Genomic DNA, 15,452 nt, shown 5'->3' on the forward strand with positions numbered 1-15,452 from the left:
ATCTGTATGGATATACAGATAAATGTGTCGGCGGCGCTGTCATGCGGAGAGTCCGGGGCATGACAGCGCCATTGGCGGGAGACGCTTCAGGCGTTTCACGAGTGCGCCATATCGCCTAATTGAGCAGCTCCGAAAACGCCTTGTCTGCTTCCAGCACAGCGGGTAGCCCCGCAAACAGCGCGTCCAGGTCAATGCCTTCCATCAAGGGTCCGCCGGACGCTTTTTGCGCTTCTGGCGTAGCACCGTCGTGGGCTTCCAGTGCGTCTGAAATGGTAATCGCCTGAGCAACGATCCTTGGCAAGGTTGCGTCAGCCGGCGCCTTGAGGGGGGTGGCCTGATAGGTGATGGCCTGATGGATAACCAGCGGCAGACGCCAGCGACGGGCCAGTTCAGCGCCGACTTCCGGGTAGCTGAACCCCAACTGCAATGTTTCGCCGGCTGCGCGTCCCGGCGTCCCGGCCTTGGCGGCGTTGTTCAGGCGCTCCGCCACCTCGGGGGCGCCGGTCTGGATCAGCAGCTCGCCGATGTTGTGCATGACCCCGCAGGTGAAGGCAATTTCAAGGTCCACGCGCGTCTGTTTCGCCAGCATCCGGCAGATCCCGGCCACCTGAAAGCTTTTGAGCCAGAACCCCTTGAGGTCGAAACTCGGTCCGGCCTTGAACGCGCCAGTGACCGCCGAGGCCATGACCAGGGTGCGCAGGGTATTGAAACCCAGGCGCATCGCCGCGTCTTCAATACTTGAAGATTCCCGCGAACCCCGAAACCGCGCCGAGTTGGCCAGCCGCAGCACTTTGGCTGCGATCACCGGGTCCTTCTCGATATTGCGGGCGATGCTTTCCAGGTTGGAGGAGGGGTTATCGAATTGCAGCATAAGGTCCTGAGCCACTTTTGGAATACTGGGGAGACTGTGCAAATCGTCAAACAGCTTTTCGATACTCAACATGGCTAGGCCATCCTCTGCAAGGCGGGGATGATTTCAACCATAGCCAGTTTTTAACGCTCTGCACGTTTTGCCATCGATTGTGGGACAGGCATCTCACGGCGGCATTAAAAAATAATCAAGGACTCCTCGGTCGCTGCCGATATGACGACACAAGCGATTCCGTTAAGTGTCGATGCTCGGCGCTGTCTGATGTTTTTCGGACAGTCCACCGGCGTGTCGACTGTGGTTGCTGAACGGCCTTTAGTTGCTCCGTTGGAAAGACGGTGCGGTGGTGACGTTTGATTGACGATCCAGAGATCGTCCTAATTGGTTTTTTGCCGTGGAAGTAACTGCTATGAAAAGTCTGGGTTTCAGCAAAAAAATCCTGCTCGCTGCCGCGCTGATCGTGGTGGTTGCGTTCAGCGCGTTCATTGTCATCAATGACTACCGACAACGTCAGTCGCTCAAGTCCAGTGTCAAGTCCGAGCTGCAACAGCTGGGCACATTGACCACACAGAATATTCAGACCTGGCTGGAAAGCCGCATTCAGTTGCTGCAGTCGATGTCCCAGCAAATCGCTGCGGACGGCAAAGCGTTGCCACAATTGCAGCGCGCAATCGGTCTGCCGACCTACAGCGACAACTTCCAGCTCAGCTACTTTGGCAGTACCGAGGGCGTGATGTTTTCGGTGCCGTCGGCCAATCGTCCTGCCGACTATGACCCGCGTGCGCGCGGCTGGTACAAGGCGGCCCAGAATGCATCGGGCACCATCGTAACCGAGCCTTACATCGCAGCGTCCTCCGGCAAGCTGGTCATGACCATGGCGACGCCGGTCAAGTTCCAGAACCAGTTCGTCGGTGTTGCCGGTGCTGACATCTCGCTGGATAACGTTACCAAGATCATCAACTCGCTGAACTTTGGCGGCCACGGGTATGCGTTTCTGGTCAGTGCCGAAGGCAAGATTCTGGTACACCCGGACAGCAAGCTGGTCCTCAAGAACATCAGCGAAGCCTACCCGGTCAACACACCGAAAATCACCACTGGCGTCACCGAAATCGACTCCGGCAATGAGCCGGAAATCATCTCGTTCACGCCGGTACAGGGCGTATCGTCTGCCAACTGGTACGTGGCGCTGGTGCTGGAGCAGGACACGGCCTACGCGATGCTGTCCGAGTTCCGTACCTCGGCCATCACCGCGATGGTGGTGGTTGTGGTGGTGATCATCCTGTTGCTGGGGTTGTTGATTCGTGTGCTGATGCAGCCGCTGCACCAGATGGGCCGTGCGATGCGGGACATCGCTGACGGGGAGGGTGATCTGACCAAGCGTCTGGCCATTACGTCTCAGGATGAATTCGGCGCACTGGCTGAATCCTTCAACCATTTCGTCGAGCGTATTCACGCCTCGATTCGTGAAGTGGCCTCTACCGCAGCACAACTGGGCGAGGTCGCCACGCGGGTGGTCAAGGTCTCCAACGCGTCGATGGGCAACTCCGACCAGCAGGCCCACCGCACTGAAAGCGTGGCTGCCGCCATCAATGAACTGGGTGCCGCAGCACAGGAAATCGCCCAGAATGCCGCGCGCACGTCGCAGCAGTCCAGCGATGCCAGCGGGCTGGCCAGCGATGGTCAGAGCGTGGTGCAGCAAACCATCAAGGCGATGAACGAGCTGTCCGGCAAGATCAGCGAGTCTTGTGTGAACATCGAGAGCCTGAACGGCAAGACGGCCAACATCGGGCAAATTCTTGAAGTGATCACCAGTATTTCCCAGCAGACCAACCTGTTGGCGCTCAACGCAGCCATTGAAGCGGCGCGTGCCGGTGAAGCAGGCCGTGGTTTTGCGGTTGTGGCGGACGAGGTGCGCAACCTGGCACACCGCACACAGGATTCGGCGCAGCAAGTGCAGAAGATGATCGAAGAGCTGCAGGTCGGTGCCCGCGAAGCGGTCATCAACATGACCGAAAGCCAGCGTCAGAGCGAGGACAGCGTCGGTATCGCCAACCTGGCCGGTGAGCGTCTGGGCAGCGTGACGCGCCGTATCGAAGAAATCAACGGCATGAACCAGTCGGTGGCCGCTGCCACGGAAGAGCAGACGTCGGTGGTGGAGTCGATCAACGTCGACATCACCCATATCAACACCCTCAACCAGTTGGGCGTGGACAACCTGCGCCAGACCCTGGAAGCCTGCAACTCCCTGGAAGAACAGGCCGGCCGACTGCAGCAACTGGTGGGCAGCTTCAGGATCTGATCATGCGCCTCTGCGCCCGTCTCCGGAGTCGGGGTGGGCGCAGAGCGTCGGCACGACAGTGACGCCCCTCGTCGCGCCATTCCGTCAGGCAGACAACAATCCCATGTTCGCATTGCAACAACATCTGCGATGAACTGTTATTCCCTCGTCATTCGCGGTTCATGAGGCTGCAACACCACGCGCTCAGTCTGGCTGATAACCGAACGCGACCTGTTCCGGGCCGTGAAAAGACCGAGAAGCCTCATGAATGCAGCAATTCATGTCGAAGGCCTGAACAAGACGTTCTCGCATAAAAGTGCCCTCGTGGACCTCGCCTTGTCTATACAACCGGGTGAAATGGTTGCTCTGATTGGGGCATCCGGCTCCGGCAAGTCAACCTTGTTGCGCCATCTTGCAGGCCTTGCCTGTTGTGATCGTGGCAATGGAGGCCATGTTCAGGTGTTGGGCCGCGAGGTTCAGGCCTCGGGTCGTCTGAACAGCCAGGTGCGGCGTCTGCGCGCCGACATCGGTTACATCTTCCAGCAGTTCAATCTGGTCAACCGCCTCAGCGTACTGGACAACGTATTGCTTGGTTGCCTGGGCCGCATGCCGCGCTGGCGTGGCAGCCTGGCGCTGTTCAACCGCGAGGAAAAACAGCGTGCGCTGGCCGCGCTGGATCGGGTAGGGCTGGCGGATCTTGCCAGCCAGCGCGCTTCGACCCTGTCAGGCGGCCAGCAACAACGTGTCGCCATCGCCCGGGCGCTGACCCAGCGCGCTGAAGTCATTCTGGCTGACGAACCGATTGCCTCGCTCGACCCCGAATCGGCCCGCCGGGTCATGGAAATTCTCGCCGACATCAATCGCCGCGATGGCAAGACGGTCGTGGTCACGTTGCATCAGGTCGATTATGCCGTGCGCTACTGCCCGCGTGCCGTGGCCCTGAAGGGCGGGCGCATTCACTACGACGGCCTTGCACAAGACCTCAGCAAGCAGTTCCTCAACGACCTGTACGGCGCAGATGAGGATGCCAGCCTGATGATCACCGAACGAAGCCGTCGCGTCCGCCAAAAGCCGCGTCTGGCGCTGGCCAAAGTCTGACGGTTTTCACTGTCCATCGCCGTTGCATCAACTCATTATCTGGAGAGCTTGCATGTTAAACCGTATCGGTCGCGTTCTTGCGTCTGCCGCCTTGCTGACTGCCTGCGCCTTGGGCACGGCCCACGCAGACGAGAAAGTCATCAACTTCGGCATCATGTCCACCGAGTCGTCGCAGAACCTGAAAAGTATCTGGCAGCCGTTTCTCGATGACATGACTAAAAAAACCGGCCTCAAGGTCAATGCCACCTTCGCTTCCGACTATGCCGGTCTGATCCAGGGCATGCGCTTCAACAAGGTCGATGTGGCCTGGTTAGGCAACAAGGCCGCGCTGGAAGCGGTGGATCGATCCAACGGTGAAATCTTCGCTCAGACCTCGGCCGCCGATGGCGCGCCGGGCTACTGGAGCCTGTTGATCGTGCGCAAGGACAGCCCGATCAACTCGGTCGAAGACATGCTCAAGAACGCCAAGAACCTGACCTTCGGCAACGGCGACCCGAACTCCACTTCGGGGTATCTGGTGCCCGGCTATTACGTGTTCGCCAAGAACCACGTGGATGCCTCGACCGCGTTCAAGCGCACGTTGAATTCCAGCCATGAAGTCAATGCTCTGAGCGTCGCCAAGGGCCAGCTCGATGTCGCGACTTTCAACACCGAAAGCTGGGATCGCCTGGCCGTGACTCAGCCGGACAAGGTCAAGGAACTCAAGGTGATCTGGAAGTCGCCGCTCATTCCGGCTGACCCAATGGTCTGGAGCAAAGCACTGTCGGACGAAAACAAGGCAAAGATTCGTGAGTTCTTCGCCAGCTACGGCAATACCGACGAAGAGAAAGCCGTTCTCAAGAACATGCAACTGGGCAAGTTCCTCACGTCCAGCGATGACCAGTTACTGCCGATTCGCCAACTCGAACTGTTCAAACAGCGCACTGAAGTGGCGGCCAGCACCACACTGGACGCCCAGGAGAAAGCGAGTCGCCTCAAGGACATTGACGCCAGCCTGAGCAAGTTGCAGGAACGCATCACCGAGTTGAACCAGAAAACCGCAGCCAGTACCGCAGGCTGATATCAGGCTGCCAACAGGAGGTCGTCATGACCGTTCAAGTTGCATACGCGCAGGTCGCGGGCAAGCACAACTGGTCTCGTTATCTGGGCTGGGGGCTGTTACTGGTCGCGCTGACCTGGGCCTGGCAGGGCGCGGAAATGAATCCGATGGCGCTGGTGCGCGATTCGTCGAACATGGCGACCTTCGCCTCGGATTTCTTCCCGCCCGACTTCCGCGAGTGGCGCAGTTACCTCAAGGAAATGCTGATAACGATCCAGATCGCCCTCTGGGGCACGGCGCTGGCGATAGTCTGCTCGATCCCGCTGGGCATTCTCTGCGCCGAGAACATTACCCCGTGGTGGGTGCATTTGCCGATACGGCGCTGCATGGACGCGTTTCGCTCGATCAACGAAATGGTCTTTGCCATGTTGTTCGTGGTGGCCGTAGGGCTCGGACCGTTCGCCGGGGTGCTGGCGCTGTGGATCAGCACCACCGGCGTACTGGCCAAACTGTTTGCCGAGGCCGTCGAGGCGATAGAACCCGGCCCGGTCGAAGGCGTTCGCGCCACCGGGGCCAGCGCGTTGCAGGAAGTGATCTACGGTGTGATTCCGCAGGTCATGCCGCTGTGGATCTCCTATGCTCTCTACCGTTTCGAATCGAACGTGCGTTCGGCTACCGTGGTAGGTATGGTCGGGGCAGGGGGCATCGGGGTGATTCTCTGGGAAAACATCCGTGCCTTTGCGTTCGTCCAGACCAGCGCCGTGCTGCTGGTCATCATTGTTGTGGTGAGCGTGATCGACATCATGTCGCAGCGCCTGCGCAAGCAATTCATCTGACTGAAGAGGGGTGTTCCGATGAACACTTTTTTTAACCATGCAGTTGTCTAGACAAGCTGGTCCGATGTACCGCGAACTTGCCAACACGTTGCGCGAGGAACTGGCCCGTTATCAGCCTGGCGACTTTCTGCCCGCCGAGTTTCAACTGGCCGAGCGCTTCAGCGTCAACCGCCACACCATCCGCCGTGCGGTGGATGAACTGGTGCGCGAGGGCAGCGTATTGCGCCGTCAGGGCAAGGGCACTCAAGTGCTGGAGCGCCCGTTGATTTATCCGATGCAGGCCGACAGCGCCTACAGCAAGTCATGGTCGGCGCAAGGGCTGGGGGTAGAGGCGATTCTGTTGCAGCGCCGCGAATGCCTGGCCAGCGCTGAAGACGCGTTGCACCTGGGGCTGGAAGAGCAGGCGCCGCTGATCGAGCTACAGACCTTGCGCAAGCTGGACGGTCAGGCGGTCAGCCTGATCTTTCACCGCTACAGCGCCCGGTACAGCGGGTTGCTGGCCGATTACCGCAGTGGCTCGGTGCGTCAGTACCTGGCCGAGCGCGAGCTGCCGTTGCGTCGTGTGCAAAGCCTGATTGGCGCGCGACTGCCGTCCCGAGAAGAAGCCGGATGGCTGTTGATGCCCCGGCACATGCCTGCGCTGACGGTGTTGACCGTGTCCTGCGATGCGTCCGGGCAGCCGGTGGAGCTGTCCCGCTCGGTCAGCCGCGCCGACCGCTTCCAGTACCAAGTAACGACGCCTTTAGCGACCCCTATCAAGACGACCTGACACCGAGGTGTGCCATGCAGACAACTCCCGAAACAGCGGCGCGTCAGCGCTGGATGAGCGTACTGGCTCGCGCCCATGTCGATGAACCGAGCCGCGCGCAGTTGAACCTTCATGAAGCGGCGCTGCGTGACACCGAATACCAGATGATCCGCGCGCCCGAGATCGGCATGACGCTGGTACGCGGCCGTATGGGCGGCACCGGTTCGGCTTTCAATCTGGGTGAGATGAGCGTCACGCGTTGTGTGGTCCGTCTGGCTGACGGTCGCACCGGTTACAGCTACCTGGCCGGGCGCGACAAGCGCCACGCCGAACTGGCCGCTCTGGCTGACGCGCATCTGCAGGGCGCACAGCAGGCCTGGTGGCTGACCGAACTGATCGAACCGCTGGCGCAGGCGCAAGCCGTGCGCCGTGAACGCAAGGATGCTGAAACCGCTGCGACCAAAGTGGAATTCTTTACCCTGGTCCGAGGAGAAGACTGATGAACGCCGCTCTTCTGCAACCTGCTTTCACCGATCCTGTACTGGACGCCCAACGCAGTTTCCGGGTGGCGCTCAAAGCGCTGGCCGGTCCCGGTGTGATTCAGGCCCTGCCAGCCCCGCATCAGCCCCCGGCGTTGCAAGGGCTGGACAGCGCGACCCATGCGCTGTGCCTGGCATTACTGGACCTGGACACGCCTGTCTGGCTTGCGCCCGCATTCGACACGCCGGCGATCCGCGCCAATATCGCCTTTCATTGCGGCAGCCCGATGGTGGCGGAGCGACAAGCTGCCCGCTTTGCGCTGCTCGATGCGACGGCGGCTCAGGACCTCGACGGTTTCGATATTGGCAATGACCGCTACCCGGATCAGTCCTGCACCTTGCTGATCCAGTTGCCGAGCCTCGAAGGCGGGCGGTCAATGAGCTGCACAGGCCCTGGCATCGAGCGACAAAACCGCGTGACCTTGCCGCTGGACGACGGGTTCTGGGCCGCGCGTGACTCGCGTAACGAATTCCCGTGCGGGCTGGATATGTTCTTTCTGTCGGGCAACCAGATGCTCGGCCTGCCACGCAGTACGCGCGTGAAGGAGTGTGTCTGATGTACGTAGCCGTCAAGGGTGGCGAACAGGCCATCGATAACGCCCACCGTCTGCTGGCCAACAGGCGCCGTGGCGATACAGACACTGCCGAGCTTGATGTCGCGCAGGTCCTTCAGCAGTTGCCACTCGCGGTTGCGCGGGTCATGAGCGAAGGCTCGCTGTACGACCCGCAACTGGCCGCGCTGGCGATCAAGCAGTCGGCCGGGGACCTGGTTGAAGCGATTTTTCTGCTGCGTGCCTACCGCACGACCCTGACGCGCTTCTGCGCCAGCCTGCCCATCGACACCTCGAACATGCAGCTCAACCGACGCTTGTCAGCCACCTTCAAGGACCTGCCGGGCGGTCAATTGCTGGGGCCGACCTTTGATTACACCCATCGCCTGCTGGATTTCACCTTGCTGGCCGAAGGCGAGCATCCTCAGCCGAACGTCGACCCGCAAGCCACGCTAGAGCCTTGCCCGCGTGTGCTGGGTTTGCTGGCCAAAGAAGGGTTGATGAAGCCTGAAGTCGATGACGGCGAGCGCGTGGCGGACATTACCCGCGAACCGCTTGAATATCCCGCCAGCCGTGCCCAGCGTTTACAGGCCCTGGCGCGGGGCGATGAAGGTTTTCTGCTGGCCTTGGGGTATTCCACCCAGCGCGGCTACGGCCGCAATCACCCGTTCGCCGGGGAAATCCGCATCGGCGCGGTCGATGTCTGGATCGAGCCCGAAGAGCTGGGCTTTCCGATCCTGATCGGCGAGATCGACATCACCGAGTGCGAGATGGTTAATCAGTTTGTCGGCTCGGCCAGCGAACCGGCGCAATTTACCCGGGGTTATGGCCTGGCATTCGGCAATGCAGAGCGCAAGGCGATGGGCATGGCGCTGGTGGACCGTTCATTGCGCGCCGAGGAGTTCAACGAAGAAATCCGCTCGCCCGCCCAGCAGGAAGAGTTTGTCCTGGCGCATTGCGACAACGTTGAAGCCGCAGGCTTTGTCTCGCACCTGAAACTGCCGCATTACGTGGATTTCCAGTCCGAACTGGAGCTGATCCGCAAGTTGCGCAAATCCGGCCCGAACGGGGAGAACGACCAATGAGCACCACACAGCAACGACCTGCACGAGACGAGGCGTACAACTTCGCTTATCTGGACGAGCAGACCAAACGCATGATTCGGCGTGGGCTGCTTAAGGCGGTGGCGATCCCCGGTTATCAGGTGCCGTTTGGCGGGCGCGAAATGCCGCTGCCTTATGGTTGGGGCACCGGTGGTATGCAATTGACGGCCACCATTCTCGGCGACGATGACGTGCTCAAGGTAATTGATCAGGGCGCTGACGACACCACCAATGCGGTGTCCATCAGGCGATTTTTCGCTCGCACGGCGGGCATTGCCACCACCGAGCGCACCCCGGAAGCCACCGTGATCCAGACCCGCCACCGGATTCCGGAAACACTCCTGCACGCCGATCAGATTCTGGTGTTTCAGGTGCCGATTCCCGAGCCGTTGCGTTTCATCGAGCCCTCGGAAACCGAGACCCGCACCATGCATGCGCTGGATGATTACGGCGTCATGCACGTCAAACTCTACGAAGACATCGCCACCTTTGGCCACATCGCCACCAGTTACGCCTACCCGGTGATGGTCGATGAGCGGTACGTGATGGACCCGTCGCCGATTCCGAAATTCGACAACCCCAAGCTGCACATGAGCCCGGCGTTGATGCTGTTCGGGGCCGGACGTGAGAAACGCCTGTACGCCGTACCGCCGTTTACGCAGGTGGTGAGTCTGGACTTTGAAGACCACCCGTTTGAAGTGCAGCGTTGGGAACAGTGTTGCGCCATCTGCGGTAGCCACGATTCCTTCCTCGACGAACTGATTCTCGATGACGCGGGCACCCAGAGCTTTGTCTGTTCCGACACCGATTACTGCGCCCAGCGCGTCAAACAGCAGGAGAACGCCCGATGATCAGCGCTCTTTCATTGAGTCCCGAGGGTGAGCGCCAGGCCGAACCTGCGCAGCCGCTGCTCAAGGTCCGCGGGCTGACCCGCCTGTACGGTGTGCAGAAGGGCTGTCAGGACGTCAGTTTTGACCTGTATCCCGGCGAGGTGCTGGGTATCGTTGGCGAGTCCGGCTCAGGCAAGTCCACCTTGCTGTCGCTGCTGAGCGGGCGCTGCCCGCCGGATCGCGGCAGCATCGGGTATCGCGGCAAACAGGGCGACTGGCTCGACCTGTACAGCGCCAGCGAGGCGCAGCGTCGCACATTACTGCGCACCGAGTGGGGGTTTGTCGAGCAGAACCCGCGCGATGGTTTGCGCATGGGCGTGTCGGCCGGGGCCAACATCGGCGAGCGCCTGATGGCTCAGGGCGTGCGCAATTATCAGCAATTGCGCGGCGCGGCGGTGGACTGGCTGACCCAGGTGGAAATCGATCCGCAACGTGTCGATGACCTGCCGCGCACGTTCTCCGGTGGCATGCAGCAGCGCCTGCAAATTGCCCGCAATCTGGTCTCCAGCCCGAGGCTGGTGTTCATGGACGAACCTACCGGCGGGCTGGACGTGTCGGTGCAGGCGCGCTTGCTCGACCTGTTGCGCGGGCTGGTTCGGGAGCTGGACCTGGCGGTGGTCATCGTCACCCATGACCTGGCGGTCGCGCGGTTGCTGGCGGATCGATTGATGGTGATGCGCCGTTCGGAAGTGGTGGAAAGCGGGCTCACCGATCAGATCCTCGATGACCCGCAGCATCCGTATTCGCAACTGCTGGTGTCTTCGGTACTGCAGCCATGAACCGCCCATTCCCTGTAGAAGAGGTGAACCCGATGAGCACATTGATCGAGGTCCGCGACCTGTCGAAAACCTTCACCCTGCATCAGCACAACGGCGTGGTCCTGAATGTGTTGCGTGGCCTCAACTTCTCGGTGCGCAGTGGCGAATGCCTGGTGCTCAGCGGGCAGTCCGGCGCGGGCAAAAGCACGCTGCTGCGCACCTTGTACGGCAATTACCTGCCCGCTGCCGGGAGTATTCGTGTGCAGCACGAGGGCGGACAGGTCGAGCTGGTCGGCGCCACACCGCGCCAGGTGCTGGAGGTGCGCCGCAAGACGCTGGGCTACGTCAGCCAGTTTCTGCGGGTCATCCCGCGTGTCTCCAGCCTGGATGTGTTGATGGAGCCTGCACTGTCGCGAGGCTGGTCCCGCGAGCAGGCGCAGGAGCGTGCGCAAGCGCTACTGACCCGTCTGAACATCCCCCAGCGCTTGTGGCCGCTGGCGCCCAGTACGTTCTCTGGCGGCGAGCAACAACGTATCAACATTGCCCGGGCGTTCATGGTGCCCTGGCCAGTGCTGTTACTCGACGAGCCAACCGCTTCGCTGGATGACGCCAACCGTCAGGTTGTACTCGCACTGATCAGTGAGGCCAAACAGGCCGGCGCGGCTTTGATTGGCATCTTTCATGACCGAGACGCTCGTGAATCGGTCGCCAACCGTCAACTCGACATGACCCCGGTGGACCTCACCGCCAAGGAGTTGCTGCAATGCTGAACGAACAGATTTTCAGTAACGCCCGCGTGGTGACTGCCGAGCAGGTGTTCACCGGCACGGTCGTGGTCCGTGATGGCCTGATTGCCGATGTACAGACAGGGCTCAGCCAATTGAGTCAGGCCCAGGACCTGCACGGGGATTTTCTGCTGCCGGGCCTGGTGGAATTGCACACCGATAACCTGGAAAAGCACCTGGCACCGCGTCCCGGCGTCGACTGGCCGTCGATGTCGGCCGTAATCAGTCATGATGCGCAAATCGTCGCCGCAGGTATCACCACGGTCTTCGACGCGCTGTCGATTGGTGACATCAATCCCAAGGGCAAGCGCATGCAGCAATTGCCCTCGATGCTGAAGGCTATTGCCGACGCCAGTGCCGCAGGGCTGACCCGCGCCGAGCACTTGCTGCACCTGCGTTGCGAGGTCAGCCATCCCGACACCCTGAGTGTGTTTCGCGATCTGGTGGGCCAGCCGCTGGTGCAACTGGTGTCGGTGATGGACCACGCACCCGGTCAGCGCCAGTTCGCGCTGGAGTCCAAGTACCGTGAATACTACATGGGCAAATACCACATGACTCATGAGGAAATGGATGGCTTCATCATCGATCAGGTTGCCAATTCCATCGAATATGCTGACCGTTACCGCCGCGCCATCGTCGAGCTGTGCCTGGCGCGCGGGCTGTCGATTGCCAGCCACGATGACGCGACGATGGCTCACGTCGAGGAATCGGCGGGGTATGGCATGAACATCGCCGAGTTTCCGACCACTCTGGAAGCGGCCAAAGGCTGTCGCCAACTGGGCATGAGTGTGTTGATGGGTGCGCCGAACATCGTGCGTGGCGGCTCGCACTCCGGTAACGTGGCGGCAGCGTCGCTGGCGAGGGAAGGGCTGCTGGACATTCTTTCCAGCGATTATTATCCGGCCAGTCTTCTGCAGGCGGCATTCATGCTGGCCGAGCAAGACAATGCGTGCGACTTGCCGCAGGCGGTCAACATGGTCAGCCGCACCCCGGCCAATGCAGCCGGGCTGGCGGATCGCGGTGAAATTCGTGTCGGTCTGCGCGCCGATCTGATTAAGGCGCGCACTCATGGAAACCTGCCGGTTATCGACAAGGTCTGGCGACAAGGCAAGAGGGTGTTTTGATGGTTGGCAGGTTGATCTATCTCATCGGGCCATCCGGTTCAGGCAAGGACAGCCTGCTGGATGCTGCCCGGGAAACCCTGGCGCGACGCGGTTGCCGGGTGGTTCGACGGGTAATCACACGCTCCGCCGAAGCGGTGGGCGAGGCGGCGCAGGCGGTGACTGTCGAACAGTTCGAGCAGATGCGTGAGCGGGGTTCGTTCGCGTTGAGCTGGCAAGCCAATGGCCTGCACTACGGGATTCCCATCGAGATCGATCAATGGCTGCTGGAAGGCCATGACGTGCTGATCAACGGTTCCCGGGCGCACCTGCAAAAGGCGCAAATGCGCTATCCGAACCTGCTGGCCGTGTTGCTGACGGTCAAGCAGGACGTGTTGCGTCAGCGCCTGCTGGCGCGCAATCGCGAAACCCTCCCGGAGATCGAGGAACGGCTGGAGCGCAATACGCGCTTTACCGGTGACCTGCTGGCCACCAGTCCGCAGGTGTTTCCGCTGGACAACTCCGGCGATCTGCAACAGACCGTCGCCACCCTGATCGGCTTGCTGGACAAGCGTCACGCATGCGCCTGACGCTGCTGGGCACCGGTGATGCGCGCCAGGTGCCGGTTTACGGTTGCCGGTGCGTGGCGTGCCTGGCAGCGCGGGCCAATCATGACCTGCGACGCTTGCCCTGTAGCGCGCTGATCGAATGTGCCGACCAGCGCTGGTTGATCGACACCGGCCTGACTGACCTCACCGAGCGTTTTCCGCCGCACAGCCTGAGCGGTATTCTGCAGACCCACTACCACGCCGACCATGCGCAGGGCTTGCTGCATCTTCGCTGGGGTCACGGCTTGATCATTCCGGTTCACGGCCCGGCGGACCCGGAAGGCCTGGCCGACCTCTACAAACACCCCGGCATTCTTGACTTCAGCCAGCCGTTTGCCGCCTTCGAAACCCGCGCCTTAGGCGCGTTGAAGGTTACAGCGCTGCCGCTGACGCACTCAAAGCCCACCTTTGGTTACCTGTTCGAAGGCGACGGGCAACGCGTGGCGTACCTGACCGACACCGTCGGCCTGCCCGACGCGACCTGCGAGTTTCTGCAACGCCAGCCGTTGGACGTGCTGATCCTCGACTGCTCCATGCCCCCACACCCCCAACCGCCGCGAAATCACAATGACCTGACCCTGGCACTGGAAACCATTGACCAACTGCGACCGGGCAAGGCGGTGTTGACGCACATTGGCCATACGCTGGATGCGTGGTTGATGGAGTCGACGCAGCGGCTGCCAGATCATGTTTTGATAGGCCGGGACGGCATGTCGCTGTAATGCAAATACAAGCGCAAAAACGGGTCGCCGATTGGCCGTAACGATTAGGCTGATAGCGTTAATTCAAGAAAGCTAAGGCAGAGGGGCCGTAAAAGTTATGGTCCCGAGTCTAAATCAGTTAGCTGTTTTCGATGGCCAGTTCGAATGATTTGTTTGTGAACTGCTTGGCTAGAATAGCGAGTTGGTGTGGTGTCATTATTTTGCTGTGGCCTGTTCCTTGATCGGTGGCTCAATAGACGGTCCATTTTCTTCTGCGCTAGCTTGCAAAGCGTCAGTAGGTTCACATTTTACACGTTCATCAATAGCGTGGTGTTGTGTCTGTCTGTATGCCGTCATTATACATTTCATGGTTACTTCACAGGCGGATGATTTATTTTTTAATCATGCTGCCGAGTTTGGTGTTAGGGCTATTAAAGTTCGGCGCTGGCTATTTTTAAGGGTGTTGTGTGATTCCGTTTTCCAAGGGCTTTAAGCGGCTCTTGCTCTTGATGAGGCAGGGAGCCGCTTTAACAGTGATCTATGAGTGGGCGGTTATTCTTTTGGCAAGGTATTCATAGAAATTCTCTGCGTATAAAATAGTTTTCCCAGACGGTATTTTCAAGAAAATCTGGCATTCGTTGTTTTTATAAGTGTCGTAGTTAAAAAAGAAAATCTCACCCAGGTCAGTTTTGCTGATGACCACTTTTTCCGGCGTTGTTGATTTGTTTTTCAGGCCGTTAATGTGCTGGAAGACAATGTCCCCTCCATTGATATCATCAAAATCCATTCCGTAAATGCTATAGATCTCTTCAGTGCCTACCTCTCCCCCAGCGTAATGACGCAGGAACCATTTATAAGAATCAGGAAGTGGGTGGCCCAAACGCTGTTCAGCTTTCTTGATCCACTCGTCCGAGACAGCGTCGTCAGCTGTTCCAAATGCCGCCACGTCTTCATGTGCTTTAATAAGGCTTTCAACATCAGATGCTGTCAAATTGGTCATTATGGGGCCTCGTAAGTTTCTGCGCGATAGCGCCAGTAATCATTCTTCCACTGATTAAACAATGGTCGATCTATTCCGGAGGGTATTGTATTCGGATTGATATGTATGACGGAACCGTATTTTTGATGAAATGTTTGAGTCAGCTCTGCGATGGCTCCGTTTTGAGTTTGTATCATATGATGCAGGTTGATTGACTCGCCATCGATGCCAATGGGCGCCCGTCCACTTGCCATGCGCTCTAAGTTAGTACCCCGCACCAGTCTCCCACGCTCTCTCCAGGTCGTCATCAACTCTGGATCAAAAAGATCGTTACGTTGAAAGACTCTGTTGCCTTTAAATTCTATCGGAGGTTTAGACCAGAATTTTCTTTTGGGGACTGGGGTTGACTCAATTGGGTTCTCAGGCTTCGGATTTCTGATCGGCTCTCTGTGAGGCTCATCGATTAAAGGCGACTCTTGTTTTCTGAGCGGTACCGGATCGTTCATTCGCAACTCAGGATGAGCCAGCAGCTTCTGCTCATTACGAGCCAACCAACCTGCAATTTGCTTGT

The 15,452-nt window shown here is 59.5% G+C and carries 17 protein-coding genes and 1 pseudogene; 15 read left to right on the top strand and 3 right to left on the bottom strand.

Annotated features, from left to right (window positions below):
* Positions 1-115: 115 nt before the first annotated feature.
* Positions 116-943, bottom strand: a complete 828-nt coding sequence (locus BW686_RS12675) for an HDOD domain-containing protein (protein WP_084917114.1) — start codon at positions 941-943, stop codon at positions 116-118.
* A gap of 334 nt (positions 944-1,277) precedes the next feature.
* On the opposite strand from BW686_RS12675, the pseudogene BW686_RS27530 reads away from it, so the two are divergent.
* The 15 genes and pseudogenes from BW686_RS27530 to phnP all read left to right on the top strand — a co-directional run.
* A pseudogene (locus tag BW686_RS27530) lies at positions 1,278-2,312 on the top strand (HAMP domain-containing protein); the annotation flags it as partial.
* A 90-nt stretch (positions 2,313-2,402) separates the two neighbouring features.
* Entirely contained in the window at positions 2,403-3,167 is a 765-nt protein-coding gene (locus BW686_RS27535; protein WP_373271019.1) for a methyl-accepting chemotaxis protein, read from the top strand.
* A gap of 243 nt (positions 3,168-3,410) precedes the next feature.
* Complete coding sequence (gene phnC / locus BW686_RS12685) at positions 3,411-4,244, top strand: phosphonate ABC transporter ATP-binding protein (RefSeq protein ID WP_084917116.1); 834 nt, start codon at positions 3,411-3,413, stop codon at positions 4,242-4,244.
* A 52-nt stretch (positions 4,245-4,296) separates the two neighbouring features.
* Entirely contained in the window at positions 4,297-5,304 is a 1,008-nt protein-coding gene (gene phnD, locus BW686_RS12690) for a phosphonate ABC transporter substrate-binding protein (protein WP_084917118.1), read from the top strand.
* Between the two features lie 26 nt (positions 5,305-5,330).
* Complete coding sequence (phnE, locus tag BW686_RS12695; RefSeq protein WP_084917120.1) at positions 5,331-6,119, top strand: phosphonate ABC transporter, permease protein PhnE; 789 nt, start codon at positions 5,331-5,333, stop codon at positions 6,117-6,119.
* 37 nt (positions 6,120-6,156) lie between these two features.
* A complete protein-coding gene (phnF, locus tag BW686_RS12700; protein WP_084917122.1) occupies positions 6,157-6,888 on the top strand; it encodes a phosphonate metabolism transcriptional regulator PhnF in 732 nt (243 codons plus the stop codon).
* Positions 6,889-6,902: 14 nt separating this feature from the next.
* The gene (gene phnG / locus BW686_RS12705) at positions 6,903-7,367 is read left to right on the top strand and encodes a phosphonate C-P lyase system protein PhnG (protein ID WP_084917125.1); all 465 of its coding nucleotides are present in this window, start codon (positions 6,903-6,905) and stop codon (positions 7,365-7,367) included.
* Positions 7,367-7,963 (top strand): phosphonate C-P lyase system protein PhnH, encoded by a 597-nt coding sequence (gene phnH, locus BW686_RS12710; protein ID WP_084917128.1) that lies wholly within the window; start codon positions 7,367-7,369, stop codon positions 7,961-7,963. Before phnG ends, phnH begins: the two co-directional genes overlap by 1 nt.
* The gene (locus BW686_RS12715; protein WP_084917130.1) at positions 7,963-9,042 is read left to right on the top strand and encodes a carbon-phosphorus lyase complex subunit PhnI; all 1,080 of its coding nucleotides are present in this window, start codon (positions 7,963-7,965) and stop codon (positions 9,040-9,042) included. The genes phnH and BW686_RS12715 overlap by 1 nt, the downstream gene beginning before the upstream one ends.
* Positions 9,039-9,911 carry an alpha-D-ribose 1-methylphosphonate 5-phosphate C-P-lyase PhnJ gene (locus BW686_RS12720; RefSeq protein WP_084917133.1) on the top strand — a complete coding sequence of 291 codons (873 nt, stop codon included), beginning with the start codon at positions 9,039-9,041 and terminating at the stop codon, positions 9,909-9,911. Before BW686_RS12715 ends, BW686_RS12720 begins: the two co-directional genes overlap by 4 nt.
* Positions 9,908-10,729 (top strand): phosphonate C-P lyase system protein PhnK, encoded by an 822-nt coding sequence (phnK, locus tag BW686_RS12725; RefSeq protein ID WP_084917136.1) that lies wholly within the window; start codon positions 9,908-9,910, stop codon positions 10,727-10,729. Before BW686_RS12720 ends, phnK begins: the two co-directional genes overlap by 4 nt.
* Before the next feature lie 32 nt (positions 10,730-10,761).
* A complete protein-coding gene (gene phnL, locus BW686_RS12730; RefSeq protein WP_084917138.1) occupies positions 10,762-11,478 on the top strand; it encodes a phosphonate C-P lyase system protein PhnL in 717 nt (238 codons plus the stop codon).
* On the top strand, positions 11,472-12,617 hold the full coding sequence (locus tag BW686_RS12735) for an alpha-D-ribose 1-methylphosphonate 5-triphosphate diphosphatase (protein WP_084917141.1): 1,146 nt from the start codon (positions 11,472-11,474) through the stop codon (positions 12,615-12,617). The genes phnL and BW686_RS12735 overlap by 7 nt, the downstream gene beginning before the upstream one ends.
* A complete protein-coding gene (gene phnN, locus BW686_RS12740) occupies positions 12,617-13,183 on the top strand; it encodes a phosphonate metabolism protein/1,5-bisphosphokinase (PRPP-forming) PhnN (RefSeq protein WP_084917144.1) in 567 nt (188 codons plus the stop codon). Before BW686_RS12735 ends, phnN begins: the two co-directional genes overlap by 1 nt.
* Positions 13,174-13,923 (top strand): phosphonate metabolism protein PhnP, encoded by a 750-nt coding sequence (gene phnP / locus BW686_RS12745; protein ID WP_084917146.1) that lies wholly within the window; start codon positions 13,174-13,176, stop codon positions 13,921-13,923. The genes phnN and phnP overlap by 10 nt, the downstream gene beginning before the upstream one ends.
* Before the next feature lie 517 nt (positions 13,924-14,440).
* Here phnP and BW686_RS12750 read toward each other — a convergent pair.
* Together BW686_RS12750 and BW686_RS12755 are read right to left on the bottom strand one after the other, a co-directional pair.
* Positions 14,441-14,902 (bottom strand): SMI1/KNR4 family protein, encoded by a 462-nt coding sequence (locus BW686_RS12750; protein ID WP_084917148.1) that lies wholly within the window; start codon positions 14,900-14,902, stop codon positions 14,441-14,443.
* Positions 14,902-15,452, bottom strand: a 551-nt coding sequence (locus tag BW686_RS12755; protein ID WP_179149255.1) for an HNH/ENDO VII family nuclease, incomplete at its 5' end; no start/stop codon positions are given. The genes BW686_RS12755 and BW686_RS12750, both read right to left, overlap by 1 nt.

Origin of the sequence: Pseudomonas syringae, from assembly GCF_002157375.1 — a bacterium.
Classification (GTDB): domain Bacteria; phylum Pseudomonadota; class Gammaproteobacteria; order Pseudomonadales; family Pseudomonadaceae; genus Aquipseudomonas; species Aquipseudomonas syringae_T.